Annotated in this window: 17 protein-coding genes and 5 tRNA genes; 21 read left to right on the top strand and 1 reads right to left on the bottom strand. The window is 37.8% G+C overall.

Translation table 11 applies throughout. The features are described 5' to 3' along the window. Window positions 1-11 precede the first annotated feature (11 nt). The 16 genes from hpf (at window position 12) to BXY64_RS19230 (ending at window position 13,796) form a co-directional block, all read left to right on the top strand. On the top strand, window positions 12-308 hold the full coding sequence (hpf, locus tag BXY64_RS19305) for a ribosome hibernation-promoting factor, HPF/YfiA family (RefSeq protein ID WP_120241605.1): 297 nt from the start codon (window positions 12-14) through the stop codon (window positions 306-308). A 106-nt stretch (window positions 309-414) separates the two neighbouring features. Next, window positions 415-488, top strand: a tRNA-Thr gene (locus BXY64_RS19300). Window positions 489-505: 17 nt separating this feature from the next. Beyond that, window positions 506-588: transfer RNA gene (locus BXY64_RS19295), tRNA-Tyr, on the top strand. A 37-nt stretch (window positions 589-625) separates the two neighbouring features. Further along, window positions 626-698 (top strand) — tRNA-Gly (locus tag BXY64_RS19290). A gap of 11 nt (window positions 699-709) precedes the next feature. Continuing rightward, window positions 710-781: transfer RNA gene (locus tag BXY64_RS19285), tRNA-Thr, on the top strand. A 58-nt stretch (window positions 782-839) separates the two neighbouring features. Continuing rightward, window positions 840-2,027, top strand: coding sequence for an elongation factor Tu (tuf, locus tag BXY64_RS19280; RefSeq protein ID WP_120241604.1), 1,188 nt, complete (start codon window positions 840-842; stop codon window positions 2,025-2,027). A 49-nt stretch (window positions 2,028-2,076) separates the two neighbouring features. Beyond that, window positions 2,077-2,149, top strand: a tRNA-Trp gene (locus tag BXY64_RS19275). A 17-nt stretch (window positions 2,150-2,166) separates the two neighbouring features. Further along, entirely contained in the window at window positions 2,167-2,358 is a 192-nt protein-coding gene (secE, locus tag BXY64_RS19270; protein WP_120241603.1) for a preprotein translocase subunit SecE, read from the top strand. Between the two features lie 20 nt (window positions 2,359-2,378). After that, complete coding sequence (nusG, locus tag BXY64_RS19265) at window positions 2,379-2,927, top strand: transcription termination/antitermination protein NusG (RefSeq protein WP_110360379.1); 549 nt, start codon at window positions 2,379-2,381, stop codon at window positions 2,925-2,927. A gap of 25 nt (window positions 2,928-2,952) precedes the next feature. Beyond that, complete coding sequence (rplK, locus tag BXY64_RS19260; RefSeq protein ID WP_054716163.1) at window positions 2,953-3,396, top strand: 50S ribosomal protein L11; 444 nt, start codon at window positions 2,953-2,955, stop codon at window positions 3,394-3,396. Between the two features lie 20 nt (window positions 3,397-3,416). Then, entirely contained in the window at window positions 3,417-4,109 is a 693-nt protein-coding gene (gene rplA, locus BXY64_RS19255) for a 50S ribosomal protein L1 (protein ID WP_120241602.1), read from the top strand. A 29-nt stretch (window positions 4,110-4,138) separates the two neighbouring features. Further along, window positions 4,139-4,657 (top strand): 50S ribosomal protein L10, encoded by a 519-nt coding sequence (gene rplJ / locus BXY64_RS19250; RefSeq protein WP_120241601.1) that lies wholly within the window; start codon window positions 4,139-4,141, stop codon window positions 4,655-4,657. Window positions 4,658-4,696: 39 nt separating this feature from the next. Beyond that, a complete protein-coding gene (gene rplL, locus BXY64_RS19245; protein ID WP_120241600.1) occupies window positions 4,697-5,071 on the top strand; it encodes a 50S ribosomal protein L7/L12 in 375 nt (124 codons plus the stop codon). Window positions 5,072-5,176: 105 nt separating this feature from the next. Beyond that, window positions 5,177-8,989: a DNA-directed RNA polymerase subunit beta gene (gene rpoB, locus BXY64_RS19240; protein WP_120241599.1), complete on the top strand. Its 3,813-nt coding sequence runs from the start codon at window positions 5,177-5,179 to the stop codon at window positions 8,987-8,989. A gap of 83 nt (window positions 8,990-9,072) precedes the next feature. Continuing rightward, a complete protein-coding gene (gene rpoC, locus BXY64_RS19235) occupies window positions 9,073-13,335 on the top strand; it encodes a DNA-directed RNA polymerase subunit beta' (RefSeq protein ID WP_120241598.1) in 4,263 nt (1,420 codons plus the stop codon). Window positions 13,336-13,469: 134 nt separating this feature from the next. Next, window positions 13,470-13,796 carry a DUF3467 domain-containing protein gene (locus BXY64_RS19230; RefSeq protein ID WP_120241597.1) on the top strand — a complete coding sequence of 109 codons (327 nt, stop codon included), beginning with the start codon at window positions 13,470-13,472 and terminating at the stop codon, window positions 13,794-13,796. Between the two features lie 27 nt (window positions 13,797-13,823). Here BXY64_RS19230 and BXY64_RS19225 read toward each other — a convergent pair whose 3' ends face one another. Continuing rightward, a complete protein-coding gene (locus BXY64_RS19225; protein ID WP_120241596.1) occupies window positions 13,824-15,290 on the bottom strand; it encodes a carbon starvation CstA family protein in 1,467 nt (488 codons plus the stop codon). 581 nt (window positions 15,291-15,871) lie between these two features. Here BXY64_RS19225 and BXY64_RS19220 point away from each other — a divergent pair. From BXY64_RS19220 to BXY64_RS19195, 5 genes are all read left to right on the top strand, one after another. Further along, window positions 15,872-16,747: an electron transfer flavoprotein subunit beta/FixA family protein gene (locus tag BXY64_RS19220; RefSeq protein WP_120241595.1), complete on the top strand. Its 876-nt coding sequence runs from the start codon at window positions 15,872-15,874 to the stop codon at window positions 16,745-16,747. A gap of 104 nt (window positions 16,748-16,851) precedes the next feature. After that, window positions 16,852-17,871, top strand: coding sequence for an electron transfer flavoprotein subunit alpha/FixB family protein (locus tag BXY64_RS19215; RefSeq protein ID WP_120241594.1), 1,020 nt, complete (start codon window positions 16,852-16,854; stop codon window positions 17,869-17,871). Between the two features lie 48 nt (window positions 17,872-17,919). Beyond that, window positions 17,920-19,635, top strand: coding sequence for an acyl-CoA dehydrogenase family protein (locus tag BXY64_RS19210; protein ID WP_120241593.1), 1,716 nt, complete (start codon window positions 17,920-17,922; stop codon window positions 19,633-19,635). Window positions 19,636-19,938: 303 nt separating this feature from the next. Next, the gene (locus BXY64_RS19200; protein ID WP_120241591.1) at window positions 19,939-21,135 is read left to right on the top strand and encodes an OprO/OprP family phosphate-selective porin; all 1,197 of its coding nucleotides are present in this window, start codon (window positions 19,939-19,941) and stop codon (window positions 21,133-21,135) included. Window positions 21,136-21,486: 351 nt separating this feature from the next. Beyond that, window positions 21,487-21,987, top strand: a complete 501-nt coding sequence (locus BXY64_RS19195) for a hypothetical protein (RefSeq protein ID WP_120241590.1) — start codon at window positions 21,487-21,489, stop codon at window positions 21,985-21,987. Window position 21,988 lies beyond the last annotated feature (1 nt).

The raw sequence follows: 21,988 nt of genomic DNA, 5'->3' as shown, positions 1-21,988 counted from the left end.
AGGATTAGAATATGATTAACATTCAATCGATCGGTTTTGTTGCTGATGTGAAATTGGAAAATTTCATAGAAAATAAGCTTGGAAAAATAATTAAGCTCAATGGCGACATTGCTGGAGCTGAGGTTTTTCTTAGGGTTGAAAAATCTGATATTACCGAAAATAAGGTAGTTGAAATCAATCTTGATATAAAGGGTGCGAATGTATTTGCTAAAAAGCAAAGTAAAACATTTGAAGAGGCTGCTGATCTTGCTGCCGATGCATTGCGAAAGCAAGTTGTGAAACACAAAGAAAAACTAAGAGCAAAATAATTAGAAAAAACACCTGATTATTTTGTGATAAATTTAAAATATTTTTACATTTGCAAACCATTTTTAGGGAAAAGTACGCCTGTTAAATAGATGGTTTGCATTTTTTGCCGATGTAGCTCAGCTGGCTAGAGCAGCTGATTTGTAATCAGCAGGTCGTGGGTTCGAGTCCCTCCATCGGCTCAAAAATATTACATACTGGGGAGATACCAAAGTGGCCAACTGGGGCGGACTGTAACTCCGCTGACTTTCGTCTTCGTAGGTTCGAATCCTGCTCTCCCCACTGGTAAACGAAAAGAAACATTTTTGTTTCTTTTTTTGCGGGAATAGCTCAGTTGATAGAGCATCAGCCTTCCAAGCTGAGGGTCGCGGGTTTGAGTCCCGTTTCCCGCTCAAATACGTTTGCCGTTGTAGCTCAGGGGTAGAGCGCTTCCTTGGTAAGGAAGAGGTCACGAGTTCAAATCTCGTCAATGGCTCAAGAAATTTAAGATATTGTTTTTAATTGTTGTCTAATATTAATTAATATTTGGAGTTATGGCTAAAGAACATTTTGACAGGTCAAAACCACACGTAAATATTGGTACCATTGGTCACGTTGACCACGGTAAAACTACTTTGACTGCCGCTATTACAACTGTATTAGCAAAAAAAGGTTTGTCTGAAGTGAAATCATTCGATTCTATCGATAACGCTCCTGAAGAGAAGGAGAGAGGTATTACTATTAATACTGCTCACGTAGAATACCAAACTGCTAACCGTCACTACGCTCACGTTGACTGTCCAGGTCACGCGGATTACGTGAAGAACATGGTAACTGGTGCTGCTCAGATGGATGGTGCTATTTTGGTTTGTGCTGCAACTGATGGTCCTATGCCACAGACTCGCGAGCATATCCTATTAGCTCGTCAGGTAAACGTTCCTAAAATCGTTGTTTTCTTGAATAAAGTTGACATGGTTGACGATGCAGAGATGCTTGAGTTAGTTGAGATGGAAGTTCGTGAATTGTTGGATTTTTATGAATTCGATGGTGATAACACTCCTATTATTGCTGGTTCTGCTCTAGGTGGATTGAACGGTGAAGCTGAGTGGGAAGATAAAATCATGGAGCTAATGGAAGCAGTTGATACTTGGATTCCACTTCCTCCGCGTGATGTAGATAAGGCTTTCTTGATGCCAGTTGAGGATGTATTCTCTATTACTGGTCGTGGTACTGTTGCTACAGGTCGTATCGAGACTGGTATCGTAAAAACTGGTGAAGAAGTTCAAATTATTGGTCTTGGTGCTGAAGGTATGAAGTCTGTAATTACTGGTGTTGAGATGTTTCGTAAGATTTTGGACGAAGGTCAAGCTGGTGATAACGTTGGTCTATTGTTGAGAGGTGTTGATAAAGCTGCTATCAAGCGTGGTATGGTTATCTGTCACCCTAATACAATTACTCCTCATACTAAGATTAAAGCTGAGGTGTACGTATTGAAAAAAGAAGAAGGTGGACGTCATACTCCATTCCACAATAAATACCGTCCTCAATTCTACATCAGAACTCTTGATGTTACTGGTGAGATTACTCTTCCAGAAGGAGTTGAAATGGTAATGCCAGGTGACAACGTAACTATCAACGTTGAGTTGATTACGCCAGTAGCTTGTGATTTAGGTCTACGTTTCGCTATCCGTGAAGGTGGTAGAACTGTGGGTGCAGGTCAGATTACTGAAATTGTTGACTAATTGCATATTATAAAGATTGATCCGTGAACTCGGATCAATCTTCTTATAGACGGGTGTAGCTCAGTTGGTAGAGCACTGGTCTCCAAAACCAGGTGTCGGGAGTTCGAGTCTCTCCTCCCGTGCAAAGACAAATTGCCTTATGAAACTAAAAATTTATATTGAAGAAGTTTATAAAGAACTGGTTCAGAAAGTATCTTGGCCATCATGGTCTGAACTCCAAAGCAGTGCTATAGTAGTTATGATTGCTTCCACTATTATTGCTCTTGTGATATTCTTAATGGATATGGGGTTTAAGAATATGATGGATTTTATATACAATATGTTACACTAATAATTCCTTTTTAGAAAAAGATGGCTGAAATTCAAAAAAAATGGTATGTTCTTAGGACTGTTGGAGGAAAAGAAAAGAAAGTCAAAGAATATATTGATAGCGAAATTTCCAATCTAGGTCTAACGGAATATGTGTCACAGGTTCTCATTCCTACCGAAAAAGTTTTTCAGGTGCGAAACGGGAAGAAGATTAGCAAGGAAAGAATTTTCTTACCAGGCTATGTTCTAATCGAAGCAGCACTCGTTGGAGAGATTCCTCACATCCTTCGTAATATTACGAACGTGATTGGCTTCCTGGGGGATACGAAAGGCGGCGATCCTACACCTATGCGTATGTCAGAAGTGAACCGCATATTGGGTAAGGTTGATGAATTAGCTGGCAAAGAAGAGGAAATTAATATTCCTTACTATGTTGGCGAAATGGTTAAAGTGACTGATGGACCATTTAATGGTTTTACCGGTGTGATTGAAGAGGTGAATGCTGAGAAGAAAAAGCTGAAAGTAATGGTTAAGATCTTCGGACGTAAAACTCCTCTTGAGTTAAGTTTCATGCAGGTAGAAAAAGAATAATTAAATCCTTTAGAAAAGTAAAGCTATGGCTAAAGAAGTTGCAGGATTAATCAAATTGCAGATCAAAGGTGGTGCTGCAAATCCTTCACCCCCAGTAGGACCTGCGTTGGGTGCTAAAGGGGTTAATATCATGGATTTTTGTAAGCAATTCAATGCAAGAACTCAAGATCAGGCTGGAAAAGTAATCCCTGTTGTGATTACTGTTTATTCTGATAGTTCTTTTGAATTTATTACAAAAACTCCTCCTGTTGCTGTACAAATTTTAGAGGCTGCTAAATTAAAATCAGGTTCTTCTGAACCAAACCGTAAAAAGGTAGGTTCAATTTCTTGGGATCAAGTTCGCGAGATCGCAGAGGGGAAAATGAAAGATTTGAATGCTTTTAAAGTGGAAAGTGCCATGAGTATGGTTGCTGGTACAGCAAGAAGTATGGGTATCACAATTTCAGGTGATAATCCTCTTAATCAATAATTTTAAACACTGCAATTAAAATGGGTAAACTAACGAAAAATAGAAAGTTAGCTTCAGAAAAAGTGGATACTGATAAGCTATATTCTATCGACGAAGCAGCGAAATTGGTTAAGGAGATTACATCTACCAAATTTGATGCCTCAGTGGATATGGATGTTCGCTTAGGAGTTGACCCGAGAAAAGCTAATCAAATGGTACGTGGTGTTGTTACACTACCTCACGGTACTGGTAAACAAGTTCGTGTTTTGGTTCTTTGTACTCCTGATAAGGAAGAAGAAGCAAAAGCTGCAGGTGCTGACTATGTTGGCCTTGACGACTATGTTGCTAAGATCAAAGGTGGTTGGACAGACGTTGACGTAATCATCACCATGCCTACTGTAATGGCGAAAGTTGGTGCACTTGGACGTGTTTTAGGACCTCGCGGTTTGATGCCGAATCCTAAATCAGGTACAGTGACAATGGATATCGCTAAAGCAGTTGCAGAAGTGAAAGCTGGTAAGATTGATTTTAAGGTCGATAAGTACGGTATCATTCACTCTTCAATAGGTAAAGTATCTTTCGAAGCAGATAAAATCATGGATAATGCTAAAGAATTTGTTGGTATTATCAATAAATTGAAACCATCTGCAGCAAAAGGAACTTATATCAAGAGTGTTTACCTGTCAAGCACAATGAGTCTTGGAATTCAAATTGATCCAAGAACACTTGACTAATTAAAAATTTAATCAAGATCTTAGTAATCATGAAAAAGGAACAAAAAATTCAGATTATTGATAGCTTGACGGAAGAGATTAATGCGTCAAACCACTTCTATCTTACTGACATCTCAGAAATGAATGCTGAAGATACTTCGGCACTTAGAAGAGCATGTTTTGAAAAGGATATTAAGTTGGTTGTTGTAAAAAACACCCTTCTTAAAATCGCTTTGGAAAAGGCAGAAGGTGAGTTTGAAGGACTAGACAATGTACTTAAGGGAGCTACTTCTCTTATGCTTACAGAGACTGGTAACCTTCCTGCGAAGCTTATCAAAGAGTTCCGTAAGGAACATGATAAACCTATCCTGAAAGCGGCTTACGTTGAAGAATCGCTTTATATTGGTGATAACGAGCTTGAAGCTCTTACTACCATCAAGTCTAAAGAAGAACTTATTGGAGATATCGTTGCATTGCTTCAATCACCAATCAAGAATGTTGTGTCTTCTTTGGAATCAGGAAAGAATATCCTAGCTGGTGTTGTGAAAACACTTTCAGAAAAAGAGTAATATATTTAGAGTAATTAAATTTTAAAAACTGAAGGAAAAATGGCAGATTTAAAAAAGTTTGCAGAAGAATTAGTTAATTTGACTGTTAAGGAAGTAAATGAATTAGCTGAAATCTTAAAAGAAGAATACGGAATTGAACCAGCTGCTGCTGCTGCAGTTGTTGCTGGACCTGCTGCTGGCGCTGAAGGTGGTGCTGCTGAGCAAACTGAGTTTGACGTAATTCTAACTGCTGCTGGTGGTTCTAAACTAGCTGTAGTGAAATTGGTTAAAGAATTAACTGGTTTAGGTCTTAAAGAAGCTAAGGCTGCAGTAGATGCTGCACCAGCTCCATTGAAAGAAAAAGTTTCTAAAGAAGAAGCTGAAGCACTTAAAGCACAATTAGAAGAAGCTGGAGCTGAAGTTGAGCTTAAATAGAAGCACTAAAACCTATATATAAGGTTATTTGGTTTAGAGTTCCTAACCGGGACTCTAAGCCTTTTTGTTGTTTATTATCGTTTAGGTTCAATTAATTTTAAGTAAATGTCTTCAAATACTATTAGTCAAAGAATTAGTTTTGCTTCTAACAAGAATCAGCTTTCATACCCTGATTTTTTGGAAGTACAATTAAAATCTTTTCAAGACTTTTTTCAACTGGAAACGACTCCAGAGAAAAGAACGAACGAAGGATTATTTAAGGTATTTAGCGAGAATTTCCCAATTACCGATACCAGAAATAATTTCGTGTTGGAGTTTCTCGACTATTTTGTTGATCCGCCCCGTTACACAATCGAAGAATGTATCGAAAGAGGCTTAACTTATAGCGTACCGCTAAAAGCTAAGTTAAAACTTTACTGTACCGATCCTGAACATGAGGATTTCGATACAGTAATTCAGGATGTATACCTAGGAACTGTTCCTTACATGACTGAAAAAGGTACATTCGTAGTTAACGGAGCAGAACGTGTAGTTGTATCTCAGCTTCACCGTTCACCTGGTGTATTCTTTGGACAAAGTGTACACGCAAATGGAACCAAGTTGTATTCTGCCAGAATTATTCCTTTCAAAGGTTCCTGGATCGAGTTTGCTACCGACATCAATAATGTGATGTATGCATATATCGATCGTAAGAAAAAGCTTCCTGTAACAACTTTGCTTCGTGCAATTGGTTACGAAAGTGATAAAGAAATCCTAGAGATTTTTAACCTTGCTGATGAAATCAAGGTTTCTAAAACCGGTTTGAAAAAAATCGTTGGAAGAAAACTTGCCGCTCGTGTTCTTAAGTCATGGATTGAAGACTTCGTAGACGAGGATACTGGCGAGGTAGTATCTATTGAGCGTAATGAGGTGGTTATTGATCGTGAGACAATAATCGAACCAGAACATATAGAAGAAATTCTTGAATCGGGTGCAAAAACTATCTTATTGCACAAAGAGGAACAAAACCTTGCTGATTATGCGATTATTTATAATACGCTTCAGAAAGACCCTTGTAACTCCGAAAAAGAAGCAGTTCTTCACATTTATCGTCAGTTGCGTAACTCTGAGCCACCAGATGAGGCTACAGCTCGCGACGTGATCGATAAGTTATTCTTCTCTGATAAGAGATATGATTTAGGTGATGTTGGTCGTTACCGCCTAAATAAGAAATTAGGTTTGAACACTGATGGTGACACCAAAGTGTTGACCAAAGAAGACATTATTGAAATTATCAAGTACCTAATCAAGCTGTTGAATGCTCGTACTGATGTGGATGATATTGACCACTTGAGTAACCGTCGTGTTCGTACAGTAGGTGAACAACTTTATACTCAGTTCGGAGTAGGTTTGGCACGTATGGCCAGAACCATTCGTGAGAGAATGAACGTTAGAGATAATGAGGTATTTACTCCAATTGATTTGATTAACTCGAAGACGCTTTCTTCTGTTATCAACTCATTCTTTGGAACGAATGCATTGTCTCAGTTCATGGATCAAACCAACCCATTGGCTGAGATTACACACAAACGTAGAATGTCGGCCTTAGGTCCTGGTGGTCTTTCCCGTGAAAGAGCAGGTTTCGAGGTTCGAGATGTACACTACACTCACTACGGACGTTTATGTCCTATTGAGACACCTGAGGGACCAAACATTGGTTTGATTTCTTCTCTTTGTGTGTTTGCTAAAATTAATAATTTAGGTTTCATCGAAACTCCTTATCGTAAGGTTGCTGATGGTGGTGTTGATTTATCTTCTGCAGGTGTTGAATACCTATCAGCTGAAGAGGAAGAAGGATTGACAATTGCTCAGGCAAATGCTCCTTTAAATGATGATGGTAGTTTTGTAAATCCTAAAGCAAAATCTCGTAAAGACGGCGACTTCCCATTCGAGGAAATTGAGAATATTGATTTGATGGACGTAGCTCCTAACCAGATCGCTTCTATTGCTGCATCTTTGATTCCTTTCCTGGAGCATGATGATGCGAACCGTGCTTTGATGGGATCTAACATGATGCGTCAGGCAGTTCCTGTAATCAAACCTGAATCACCTATTGTTGGTACTGGTTTGGAAGGAGATCTTGTTCGTGATTCAAGAACTCAGATTAGTGCTGAAGGTACTGGTGTTGTTGAGTTTGTTGATGCAAATAAAATTGTTATCAAATACGATCAAACTGAGGAAGAAGCATTTGTTAGTTTCGAAGGAGATACCAAGACTTATAATATTCCAAAATATGGAAAAACCAACCAGGGTACTACGATTGACCTGAAACCAATTGTTACAAAAGGACAAAAGGTTGAAGAAGGACAAATTCTTACTCATGGTTATGCAACTCAAGATGGTGAGTTGGCTCTTGGACGTAACTTGAAAGTGGCATTTATGCCTTGGAAAGGTTACAACTACGAGGATGCGATTGTAATTTCAGAACGTATCGTTAAGGATGATGTATTTACATCAGTTCACGTTGATGAATACACTCTTGAAGTTCGTGACACGAAACGTGGTATGGAGGAATTAACTTCTGATATCCCTAACGTTAGTGAAGAAGCAACTCGTAATCTTGATGAAAATGGTTTGATTCGTATTGGTGCGAATGTTGAACCAGGTGATATCTTAATTGGTAAGATTACTCCTAAAGGAGAATCAGATCCATCACCAGAAGAGAAGTTATTGAGAGCGATCTTCGGTGATAAAGCGGGTGATGTTAAAGATGCTTCGTTGAAAGCTTCTCCATCATTACGTGGTGTGATTATCGATAAGAAATTATTCTCTCGTTCTGTTCGCGATCGTAAATCGAAACAATCAGATAAGCCATTAATCCAAAAATTGGATGAAGAATTGGCATCACAAATCACCGCCTTACAAGCTAGATTGGTTGAAAAACTATTCACTCTTGTAAATGGTAAAACTTCGCAAGGAGTTAAAGATTATTTAAGTGTAGATGTTATTCCTAAAGGTGTTAAGTTCACTCAGAAATTGTTAGCTGATATTAATTTCTTGGAAATTAATCCTAACAAGTGGACAACTGATAAGGATAAGAACGAAACAATCAAAAAGCTTTTACACAATTATATTATCAAGTTCAAAGAGCTTGAAAGTATCAATAAGCGTAAAAAATACAATGTAACCATTGGTGATGAAATGCCAGCAGGTATTATTCAAATGGCGAAAGTATATGTAGCTAAGAAACGTAAGCTTCAGATTGGTGATAAAATGGCAGGTCGTCACGGTAATAAAGGTATTGTTTCTCGTGTTGTAAGAGACGAGGATATGCCATTCCTTGAAGATGGAACTACTGTTGATATCTGTTTGAACCCACTGGGTGTACCTTCACGTATGAACTTGGGACAGGTATTTGAAACTGTACTAGGTTGGGCAGGTATGGAGTTAGGATTGAAATTTGCTACTCCAATTTTTGATGGTGCGTCATTGGATGAAATTACAAGTTATACTGATAAAGCAGGTGTTCCTGCATTCGGTAAAGCATATCTTCACGATGGTGGAACAGGTGAGCGTTTCGACCAGCCTGCAACGGTAGGTGTGATCTATATGCTGAAACTTGGTCACATGGTTGATGATAAGATGCACGCACGTTCTATTGGACCATACTCACTTATTACTCAGCAACCACTTGGTGGTAAGGCTCAGTTTGGTGGTCAGCGTTTTGGAGAGATGGAGGTTTGGGCACTTGAGGCATTTGGTGCTGCTCATATTCTTCAGGAAATCCTAACCGTTAAGTCGGATGACGTTGTAGGTCGTGCTAAAGCTTACGAATCTATCGTTAAAGGTGATCCAATGCCAAATCCGGGTATTCCGGAATCTCTAAACGTGTTACTACACGAATTAAGAGGTCTTGGCTTGAGCGTAAAGTTAATTTAAGCCTTATATTATAAAGTGAATGTTCGAATTTTCGATCATTCACTTTTATAGAATAATATTGTTAATTTCCTAATTTTCAACATATGGCATTCAGAAGAGATAAACAAGTAAAGAGCAATTTTACAAAAATCTCTATCAGTCTTGCTTCTCCAGAAGAAATTCTTGAAAGATCAAGTGGAGAGGTTTTAAAGCCTGAAACCATCAATTATCGTACTTATAAGCCGGAACGCGATGGATTATTCTGTGAAAGAATTTTCGGTCCCGTTAAAGATTATGAGTGTCATTGTGGTAAGTACAAGCGTATCCGTTATCGTGGTATTGTTTGTGACCGTTGTGGTGTTGAAGTAACAGAAAAAAAGGTTAGACGCGAAAGAATGGGACACATTCAGTTGGTTGTTCCTGTTGCGCACATCTGGTACTTCAAATCATTACCAAACAAAATTGGTTATCTTTTAGGATTACCTACCAAAAAGCTTGACACAATTATTTATTACGAAAGATACGTGGTAATTAATCCAGGTGTTAAATCAGCTGATGGTATTAAATATTTAGATTTTCTAACGGAAGAAGAATACTTGGATATTCTTGACGAACTTCCAATGGAAAATCAATTTTTGGATGATGATGATCCAAATAAGTTTATTGCTCAAATGGGAGCGGAAGCTTTGTATAGCTTGTTAGGTCGTTTAGATCTTGATTCATTATCATACGATTTACGTCACAAAGCAAATACAGAAACTTCTCAGCAACGTAAAAATGAAGCATTGAAGCGTTTGCAGGTAGTTGAAGCTTTCCGTGAGTCACAAGGAGTAAACAATCCGGAATGGATGATTGTTAAAGTTGTTCCTGTGATTCCACCAGAACTTCGTCCATTGGTACCATTGGATGGTGGACGTTTTGCAACTTCAGACTTGAACGATTTGTACCGAAGAGTAATTATTCGTAACAATCGTCTGAAAAGATTAATTGAAATCAAAGCTCCGGAAGTAATCTTACGTAACGAGAAACGTATGCTTCAGGAAGCGGTTGATTCATTATTCGATAACTCACGTAAATCTAATGCGGTTAAGACAGAAAATAACCGTCCTTTAAAATCTCTTTCAGACTCATTGAAAGGTAAGCAAGGTCGTTTCCGTCAAAACTTGTTGGGTAAGCGTGTTGACTATTCAGCTCGTTCGGTAATTGTTGTAGGACCAGACTTGCAAATGCATGAATGTGGTCTTCCAAAAGACATGGCAGCGGAATTGTACAAGCCTTTCGTAATCCGTAAACTGATTGAGAGAGGTATTGTAAAAACTGTAAAATCAGCTAAGAAAATTGTAGATAGAAAAGATCCTGTAGTTTGGGATATCTTGGAAAATGTACTGAAAGGACATCCGGTTCTTCTTAACCGTGCTCCTACTCTTCACCGTTTGGGTATTCAGGCATTCCAACCTAAGCTAATTGAGGGTAAAGCAATTCGTCTACATCCACTTGCTTGTACTGGGTTTAACGCCGACTTTGATGGTGACCAGATGGCGGTTCACTTGCCACTTGGTAACGAAGCAGTATTAGAGGCTCAAATGTTAATGTTGTGTTCTCACAATATTTTGAACCCTGCTAATGGTGCACCAGTTACAGTTCCTTCTCAGGATATGGTATTGGGTCTTTACTACATTACCAAACCTAGAAAAGGAAGCAAAGGGGAAGGATTAACTTTCTATTCTGCAGAAGAGGCTATGATTGCTTTCAATGAGAAAGCTGTAGATCTTCACTCTGTAATTAAAGTGAAAGTTAAAGATTTAAATGAAAATGATGAATTGGTAGATACTATTGTTGAGACTACTATTGGTCGTATCATTTTGAATCAATTTACTCCTGAAGGAGCTGGATTTATTAATCAGTTGATTACTAAAAAAGCACTTCGTGATATTATTGGATATGTATTCAAGAAATGTGGGGTTGATGCCTGTGCGAAATTCTTGGATGATATCAAGTCCTTAGGATACCGTAAGGCATTCGAAGGTGGTCTTTCGTTTAACTTGTCAGACGTTATTGTTCCGGCAGAGAAAGAAGATCTTGTAGCTGAAGGTTATGCTCAGGTTGAGGAAGTGTTGAATAATTATAACATGGGTTTCATTACCAATAATGAAAGGTATAACCAGATTATTGATATTTGGACGCATGTTAACGCTAATTTGACGCAAACATTGATGAACCAGTTAATTGCCGACAATCAAGGTTTTAACTCGGTTTACATGATGCTTGATTCTGGAGCTCGTGGTTCTAGGGAGCAGATTCGTCAGTTGGGTGGTATGCGTGGTTTGATGGCTAAGCCTCAAAAATCAGGTGCTACCGGTGGTCAGATTATTGAAAATCCGATTCTTTCGAACTTTAAGGAAGGTCTTTCTGTACTTGAGTACTTTATTTCTACTCACGGTGCGCGTAAAGGTCTTGCGGATACGGCATTGAAAACTGCGGATGCGGGTTATCTTACTCGTCGTTTGGTTGATGTTGCTCAGGATGTTATCATTAATGAGAGAGACTGTGGAACGTTAAGAGGTTTAACTGCTACAGCGATTAAGAATCAGGAGGAAGTTGTTGCATCTCTAAGTGAAAGAATTCTTGGTAGAACTACTGTACACGATGTATATCATCCAATTTCAGGTGAATTAATCGTGAAGTCAGGGGTTGAGATTACAGAAGAGATTGCTCAAACAATTGAAAACTCTCCGATTGAACGTGTTGAGATTCGTTCAGTACTTACTTGTGAGTCTAAACAAGGGGTTTGTGCTAAATGTTACGGACGTAACCTTGCAACAGGTAAGGCTGTTCAGAAAGGTGAAGCAGTTGGTGTTATTGCAGCTCAGTCAATTGGAGAGCCGGGTACACAGCTTACACTTCGTACCTTCCACGTAGGGGGTACTGCGGGTAACGTTTCTGCTGAAAACTCTGTTGAATCGAAATACGATGGTTACGCTGAATTCGAAGAATTAAGAACTGTAGAGCATACTCCAGAAGAAGGAGATAAGCATGATGTTGTAATTGGTCGTTTGGCTGAATTACGTATTATCGATAAAAACACCAACATTACTTTGACTACTCATACAATTCCTTACGGATCTAAATTGTATATCAAGGATGGTCAAGATGTTAAGAAAGGTGACTTGATTTGTGAATGGGATCCATACAATGCTATGATCGTTACTGAATTCTCAGGTAAGGTTACTTTCGATAACTTAATTGAAGGTGTTACTTTTAAAGAAGAATCGGATGAAGCTACTGGTTTTGCTGAGAAAGTAGTTGTAGAATCTAAGGACAAGACAAAGAACCCAAGTGTTAAGATTTTAAACTCAAGCGGTGAGGTATTAAAATCTTATAACTTACCAGTAGGAGCTCACATTTCCGTTAACGAAGGAGAGATGGTTGTTGCTGGTCAGTCTGTTGTTAAAATTCCTAGAGCTCTTGGTAAGGCAGGTGATATCACCGGGGGTCTTCCACGTGTTACTGAGTTGTTCGAGGCTCGTAATCCATCTAACCCAGCTGTTGTTTCTGAGATTGATGGTGAGGTTACGTTTGGTAAAATTAAGCGTGGTAACCGCGAGATTGTTGTTACAACCAAAACAGGAGATGTTAAGAAGTACTTGGTACCTCTTTCAAAACAAATCCTTGTTCAGGAGAACGATTATGTAAGAGCGGGTACTCCATTATCAGAAGGTGCTACAACTCCAGCTGATATTCTATCGATTAAAGGTCCTACAAAAGTTCAGGAATATATTGTGAACGAAGTACAGGATGTATACCGTATGCAGGGTGTGAAGATTAACGATAAACACTTTGAAATTATCGTTCGTCAGATGATGCGTAAGGTAGTTATTGCTGATCCAGGAGATACTAAGTTCTTGGAGAAACAAGTAATCGACAAGATGGAATTCATGCGTGAAAACGATGAGATTTTCGGTAAGAAAGTTATTGTTGATGCAGGAGATTCAGATGAGTTGAAAGCTGGACAGATTGTAACAGCAAGAAAACTTAGAGATATTAATTCTATCTTGAGACGTCGTGATGTGAAATTGGTTGAAGCTCGTGAGGCTATCGCTGCAACTTCTACTCAGATTTTGCAAGGTATTACAAGAGCTGCTCTTCAAACTAAGAGTTTCATTTCTGCTGCATCGTTCCAGGAGACTACTAAAGTGTTGAATGAAGCTGCAATTAGCGGTAAAATGGACAAATTAGAAGGTCTGAAAGAGAACGTTATTTGTGGTCACTTGATTCCTGCAGGTACAGGTTTAAGAGAATACAAAGATGTTGTAGTAGGAGCGAAAGAAGAGTACGAAAAGCTTCTTGACAATAAATCAGAATTCTAAATATAGGACTCTAAATATTGAAGGGTGTTTCCATTGGAAACACCCTTTTTTATTGTTTAGAATTAGCAGCACATTCAAAATTAATTTCCTAATTTTACCAGAGTAGATAAGAAATTAATAAAAATAGATACATTATGAGTGATAAGAAGCCTTCAGGACAAATAGATATTCAATTAACAGAAGAAGTGGCACAGGGAACTTATTCTAATTTAGCTGTAATTACACATTCGAGCTCTGAATTTGTGGTGGACTTTGTTAGAGTTATGCCAGGAGTACCTAAAGCTGATGTAAAATCAAGAATTATTTTGACCCCTGAACATGCAAAACGTCTTCTATTGGCATTGCAAGATAATATTCACAAGTTTGAGAGTATGCATGGCCCAATTAAAAATGTGGATGAAAACCATGGACCACAAGGACCAGTGATTCCTATGAATTTTGGCCCTACTGGGCAGGCATAAAAAAAGGAAGTATTTAGCTTCCTTTTTTTATATTTCAGATAGTTTTAATACTGAATGTTTTGCACTTCTTTTATGAGCTGCAACAAGAAACCATGAAAAAACTAGCAATGCGATAATAATGCCTACTGCGTAACCTATACTAGTATCAATTGCTAACCCTCCGTTTTTATTAGGGGCAACTAATATAAACGTAGCGCAAATGGCTGTCATAAATGTTGCAGGTAAACTAATGATGAAATGATTTTTCTTTTTCTCTACCAAATACATGGACGCTGTCCAAAGCATTACCATGGATAACAATTGATTAAAAAGACCAAGGAATTTCCAGATGGTACCAAAGCTTAGCTGAGAAAGTATAAATCCCAATACAAAAAGCGGAATGGATACGAGCAATCTACTCTTCAAAGATTTTTGCTCTAACTTAAAGAAATCAGCAATCATCAATCGAGCACTTCTAAAGGCGGTGTCTCCTGTTGTAATAGGGCAGGCAATTACACCAACAATGGCGAAAATTGCTCCAACTTGCCCTAGCCAGGAGTTACAAATCTCGTTTACAACCCAAGCCGGATTACGTCCAGAGGCAATTGTATTATTTAAATCTGTTGCTGTTCCAAAATAGTTCATTGCAGCGGTAGCCCAAATAATTGCTACAATTCCTTCAGCAATCATGGCACCAAAAAACACAGGACGACCATAGCTTTCTTTACGCATGCATCGTGCCATCATAGGTGATTGGGTAGAATGAAATCCAGAAATGGCCCCACAGGATATTACAATAAACATCATTGGATACAAGATGTTTTGAGTAGGATTGATATGCATATTTTTTAACTGGTCAACAGATAGCTCATTTAGGTGAAAACTGCCATTGAAACCATTGTATAGCATGATGCCCGCTATACTAAATGCCATAATTAATAATGCAGCTCCAAAAATTGGATAAATCTTACCTATAATTTTATTGATTGGCAGTAAAGTTGCGATTAAATAATATCCAAAGATCCCATAAAGCCAATAGTGCAAACCTCCACCAGTTAAATCTTTTAATAATCCTGCCGGTCCAGTTACAAATGCTACACCAACCATTATTAATAATGAAAATGTAATGACTGCCAGAATTACTTTGGCGATTATTCCTAAATATTTCCCAACAATTTCGGGTAAGCTTGCACCATCGTTTCTAATGGATAACATTCCCGAAAAATAATCATGTACCGCTCCCATAAAAATACAGCCAAAAACAATCCAGATGTAAGCAACAGGGCCATACATAGCACCTAGTATTGCTCCAAAAATGGGACCTAGGCCTGCAATATTTAAGAACTGAATGGTGAACATTTTCCAGGTTGGCATTGGAATGAAATCTACACCATCTTCAAGTCGAACTGCTGGAGTTTTAATTTTATCATTGGCTCCAAAGAAGCGTTCTATAAATTTTCCATAAATAAAGTATCCAATTACTAATGCAGCAATTGCAGTTAAGAATGTAATCATAGCTCAATTCAATTTGAAATCAAAATTAGCGTTTTTTAATAAATGGTATTATGAAACGAACATGTAAATTTTAATCTTAAAAATTACACACAGGGTAATGATTAAAATTTCTTGAGAGTTCCATGTGACAACTAAAAGGTAATTTAGACACATGAAATAGCTATCTTCTAATAAAGGGAGCATTTATTAGAAGAGTTTATCTATTATTAATAAACGATTTATTTCTTTATTAAAGACTCGCTTATTTTGAATTTGCCAATTAATCTTAGGTGGGTTTTCATCAATAATCACTAATAAATATTTGTGTTATAATGGGCTGTGATCATGTAGTATAATAGAGGATTAGCAAGTCTTTTATAAATCATTTTTCGAATGTAATTAAGATTTGTTTTAAATATTCGAATCTTTATATTTGCTAAGCTCTGAATTTTACAAATTCAAGTGTAAAAAGAGCAAACCTGAATATAGAAATAATAATTAGTGATTAGTTGATTTACTTAGATACAGAATAAGGAGTGATTATTTTATTTTGGGGTATCTCAATAAATTAACGTCAAAACTGATGTAAAAACACATATAGAATGAAAGGTTTAAAAATTGTTGTTCTTGCGAAGCAGGTTCCTGACACCAGAAATGTTGGGAAGGATGCTATGAAAGCGGATGGAACTGTGAACAGAGCGGCTTTGCCGGCAATCTTCAACCCTGAAGATTTGAATGCATTGGAACAAGCATTACGTTTAAAAGATAAGTACGAAGGCACAGAAGTTACTCTATTAACCATGGGACCAGGTAGAGCTGCGGAAATTATTCGTGAAGGTCTATACCGCGGAGCCGACAATGGTATCCTTTTGTCTGACCGCGCATTTGCTGGTTCTGACACATTGGCTACTTCATACGCTTTGTCATGTACCCTTAAGAAAATGGGTAAAATTGATATTATTATTGCTGGTCGTCAGGCAATTGACGGTGATACTGCTCAGGTAGGTCCTCAAGTTGCTGAAAAACTAGGATTTCCACAAATTACTTATGCAGAAGATATTGTATCAGCTGAAAAAGGTAATGTTGTTGTAAAACGTCGTTTAGAGCGTGGTGTCGAAACCGTTGAAGGTAAAATGCCAATGGTTGTTACAGTTAATGCTTCTGCTCCTGAATGTCGTCCTCGTAATGCGAAGTTTGTAATGAAATACAAGCATGCAAGAGCAGTTTCTGAAATGCAAAATGCAACAGAAGACTATATTGCATTACACAGCAATCGCCCATACCTAAATATTGGCGAGTGGAGTGTAAATGATATCGATACGAATTCGGAAGAACTTGGTTTAACAGGGTCTCCTACAAAAGTGAAATCTATCGAAAACGTAGTTTTCCAAGCTAAAGAGGCAAAGGTTCTTGAGCCAACCGATGCTGATATGGGTGAGTTAATGAAAGAATTAATTGCTAACCACACTATTGGATAAATCAGTTATCAGTTACCAGTTGTCAGTTATCAGTTATAATTTTCACTGTTTACTGCTTACTGTTTACTGTTCACTGAAAAAGTGAAATTTAAAAAGATTATACCGTGAATAACGTATTTGTATATTGCGAAATAGAAGAAGGTCAGGTTGCAGATGTGAGTCTTGAACTTCTTACAAAAGGTAGAAAGTTAGCTGACGATTTAAAATGTGAGTTAGAAACTATCGTAATCGGACATGAATTAAAAGGTGTGGAAAAGCAAGTTATGCCTTTCGGTGTTGACAAGGTGTGGGTTGCTGATGATAAGCGCTTGTATCCTTATACAACCCTTCCTCACACTTCAATCCTTGTAAAATTATTCGAAGAAGAAAAACCACAAATCGCTTTGATGGGTGCAACAAGCATTGGTCGTGATTTGGGACCTCGTGTTTCTTCTGCTCTTCACTCTGGTCTTACAGCTGACTGTACTAGTCTTGTAATTGGTGACCACGAAGACAAGAAAAACAAGAAAGAGTATAAAGACTTGTTGTATCAGATTCGTCCTGCATTTGGTGGTAACATTGTTGCAACCATTATTAACCCTGATTGTCGCCCACAGATGGCAACTGTTCGCGAGGGTGTGATGAAGAAGGAAATTGTTTCTGATGCATACAAAGGAAAAGTTAAAAATATCGATGTAGAAAAATATGTGAAGCCAGAAGACTTTGTAATTAAAGTAATTGAGCGTCACATGGAGAAGTCAAAAGTTAATATCAAAAACGCTGGTATTATTGTAGCTGGTGGTTACGGTGTAGGTTCAAAAGCGAACTTTAATTTGTTAACAGAATTGGCAGAAGTTATTGGTGGTGAAGTAGGTGCTTCGCGTGCTGCTGTTGATGCTGGTTTTGCTTCTCATGAGCGTCAAATTGGTCAAACAGGTGTTACTGTACGTCCTAAGTTGTATATCGCTTGCGGTATCTCAGGTCAGATTCAGCACACTGCAGGTATGGAAGAATCAGCAATGGTAATTGCGATCAATACCGATAAGAATGCACCAATCAACGCTTTCGCTGATTACGTAATTACTGGTGATATTGCAGAAGTATTACCTAAGATGATTAAGCAATACAAAGAAAATACGAAGTAATCCGTATTTCTGTTAGCTTGAATTATTAACACAAAAACATCAAAAGAAATGGCTAATTTCTATAGAGATAATGAGGATATGAAGTTCCACTTGGAGCATCCTTTAATGAAAAAAATTGTTGCACTTAAAGAGCGCAACTTCGAAGATAAAGACAAGTACGATTACGCTCCTCTTGATTTTGAGGATGCAATGGATTCTTACGATCGTACTTTAGAGATTGTTGGTGAAATTTGTGGTGACATTATCGGTCCAAACGCTGAAGGTGTTGACCAAGAAGGCCCACAGGTTGTAAATGATCGTGTAATCTACGCTAAAGGTACTGCTGAAAACCACGAAGCTTTAACTAAAGCTGGTTTAATTGGTATGTCTCTACCACGTGAATATGATGGGTTGAATTTCCCAATTGTACCTTACGTAATGGCTGCTGAATTGGTATCTCGTGCCGATGGTGGTTTTGCTAACATCTGGGGACTTCAGGATTGTGCTGAAACTATCCACGAATTTGCATCTAAAGAGCAAAAAGAGAATTACTTGCCTCGCTTTGCTAAAGGTGCTACTGCTGCAATGGATTTGACTGAGCCAGATGCTGGTTCTGACCTTCAGGCTGTACAGTTGAAAGCCACTTACAACAAAGAAGAAGATCAGTGGTATTTGAACGGTGTGAAGCGTTTCATTACCAACGGTGATGGTGATGTTTCATTGGTTTTGGCTCGTTCAGAAGAAGGAACTACTGATGGTCGTGGTCTTTCTATGTTCATCTACGACAAGAAACACATGGCTGTTAAAGTTCGTCGTATCGAGCACAAAATGGGTATTATTGGTTCTCCAACTTGTGAGTTGGTATTTACTAATGCTCCTGCTGAATTGGTTGGTTCTCGTAAAATGGGATTGATCAAATATGTAATGTCATTAATGAACGGTGCACGTTTAGGTGTAGGTGCTCAGTCGGTAGGTATTGCTGAAGCAGCTTATCGCGAAGGTTTGGCTTACGCTAAGGAACGTCGTCAGTTTGGTAAAGCAATTATCGAATTCCCTGCGGTTTATGAAATGCTTACTAACATGGAGGCTAAGTTGAATGCTTCTCGTTCGGTATTATATGAAACATCTCGTTTTGTTGATGTTTACAAATCATATTTCCACATTTCTCAGGATCGTTCTTTAGATAAAGAAGAGAGAATGGATATGAAAAAATATCAGAAATTAGCTGATGTATTTACTCCATTATTGAAGTTATTTGCTTCGGAATTCTGTAACGAGATTGCTTACGATTCATTGCAAGTTCACGCTGGTTCGGGTTATATGAAAGATTACCCAATTGAGCGTTTGGTTCGTGATGCTCGTATTACCAATATCTATGAAGGAACTACTCAGTTACAGGTTGTTGCTGCTATTCGTGGGGTAACTACTGGTGCATATTTAGGTCAAATCAAAGAGTACGAAGCTTCTGATTTGAACCCTCAGTATGAGTACCTAAGAACTACTTTAAAAGCGATGACAGCTAAGTACGAAGAAGCTGTAGCAAAAGTAAATGAAATTAATGCTACTGCTGATCACAATGATTTCCTTGATTTCCATGCTCGTCGTTTGGTTGAAATGGCTGGTTACATTGTCATGGGATACTTGTTGTTGACTGATACTACAAGAAATGATAAATACCATGCATCATGTGAAGTATTCGTTAAAATGGGTAAAGCAAAAGTTGCTTCTTACCTTGAATACATCATGTCTTCAGAATTGAAAGATCTAGGTATTTTTAAAAAATAAGTAAGCTTTGTGCTTATTGATATAAAGAGGCTCCCTTTTGGGAGCCTCTTTTTGTGTTAATTCAATGTTAACTTGAATTAATGATTTTTTAAAACTCCAAGTCTTGTTACTTGTTAGAAAGAGCTTAGTTTTGCTGCTGTTATTAAGAAAATATGTCGACACAATTTCAATAAAGTTACATGCTGCAAAAAAACGATGTAGTCTTTAACTTGTTGAGATTATTTATTCTAAATCTAATATTAGTATTTATTATTTTTAGAATGCTAATCGATAAATTAAACAATCATTTTACTAAATCTCAAAATGAAAAAACACTATCTACTCTTTTTCTGTTGTTTACTAATGGCAGGAAGTCTATTTGCACAGGATGCATCAAAGCTAAATTTAGGTGTTAATAAAGGATCTCTTCAACTTGCTAGCGAAGATGGAAACTTTAAATTTGGAATGGGAGGACGCGTTTACATGGATGCCGCAGCCTATTTCGATGATAAGACTGATTTGGGATCAGGATCGGAAGTAAGAGATATTCGTTTATTGATGAAAGCCGACCTCTGGAAAAAATGGAATGCAAAAATTAATATTGGCTTTGCCGATGGAGCGGTTTCGCTTAAAGATGTTTGGTTGATGTATAAAATCAACAAGAACAGTTTTGTTAGAGCAGGACATTTTTTGGAACCTTTTGGAATTGAGCAAACCGAAAGTTCGAAAACAACCAAGTTTATGCATGCTGCCAGTACAATTGAAGCTTTTCGTCCGGGAAGAAATTTAGGATTCTCTTATGCTACTTGGAGTAAGAAAATATTTTGGGAAGCTGGTTTGTTTGGAAGCGATACCAATAACAAAACTGAAGGTGATGAAGGATATGGCTTAACCTCTCGAATTGCATTTGCACCAGTTCAAACAGATGGTGGATTGTTTCATATTGGTATGTCTGGAATTTATAGAACTGCCAATTCAACAGGATTTAATGATCAAGGTGAAGAAAATCCAAAATCGATTCGTTATCGTTCAAGAGCTGCAACACATATTGAGAAACGCCGATTTATTGATGCGAAAGTTGCGAATGCTGAAAGCCAGTGTAAATTAGGATTTGAAATGATTGCAGCTACAGGTCCGATTTCAATTCAAGGAGAATATATTTCTGCTAAGGTGAATCGAAAGTCAAATTTCGAAGATTATTCTGCGAAAGGTTTCTATACACAAGTCGGATGGCTTGTAAAAGGTGGCAACTACAAATACAAAATGAAATCAGCTCGTTTGGCAAAACCAGGTCCAGGTTCGGTGGAACTTTTGGCGCGTTACAATCAAACCGATTTAAACGATAGCGATGCTTTGATAATGGGAGGTAAGCAAAAGGATATTACTGTTGGTGGTACCTGGTATGTAAATCACAACATATTGGTAAAATTCCACTTTACGAATGTTGACTTGGATGAGAATTCTCTAAATGGAGAAGAAAATTTCAACATGATTCAAACCCGTTTACAGTTTTCGTTCTAAGGAGATAAAACTCGTATAATTGATAGCAGCAATGTAAAAGGATTCACATTTACATTGCTGCTATTTTTTTATGCGGCATTGATCGTGTTTATACCCTATCTACTAACAATCCATAAATAACCGGAACTGTATGACTGCTAATTTATTCTTAGATTGGATATCTTGGAAATGCAAGGCGGTCAACCTAATTGTAGAATTGCAATCTTGGAAGTACTAAGCGATCAAGCTAATTGTAGAATTGCACTATTAGAAGAGCAAGGTGGTCCCCAATTGTAGAATTGGATTATTGAAAGTCCAAACCAGGGAGTTAAAGCACATAGTGAAGACAAGTATTATAATTATATTTGTTGCATGGATAAATCGCAAGCCGAAGAAGAAAAAGAATTTATTAAAAGGATTTTTATTGATGAAATAGGACGACTTCAAAAGGAAGGATTCTATTTCTTTTCGTTTATCATTATGGGACAAGCCATTGAAGCCTTAGGATGCTTTATGGATAACAAGCCATTAAAAGCTCGTGCCCAATCATCAAAACGATTTTCAAAATCATTAAATATCCTTATGGGGAATGAATATAGGGCTGTGAATAAAGATCATTGGTTGTACGATAAGTTGAGAAACCAGCTAACACATTCTTTTGTGCCAAGTAAATCTTTGTTGCTTTGCTCAAGAGCCGATCAGCCTGAAGAGGCAGATCATCTTGATTTTTTAGATGACAGATTGGTTTTGGTTGCCGAGGATATGTATGAAGATTTAGTGAAAGGATGCGAAAAGCTATTTAAAATGATTGATAAAGGAAAAGTGCCTTTAAAGAAAATTGCTGCATCGCCCGAGGAATTGGGCCTTAAATAAT

Origin of the sequence: Marinifilum flexuosum (assembly GCF_003610555.1) — a bacterium.
GTDB classification, from domain to species: Bacteria; Bacteroidota; Bacteroidia; order Bacteroidales; family Marinifilaceae; genus Marinifilum; species Marinifilum flexuosum.
The sequence above is the reverse complement of the archived record's forward strand: the minus strand, read 5'-3'. Positions and strand labels throughout refer to the sequence as shown.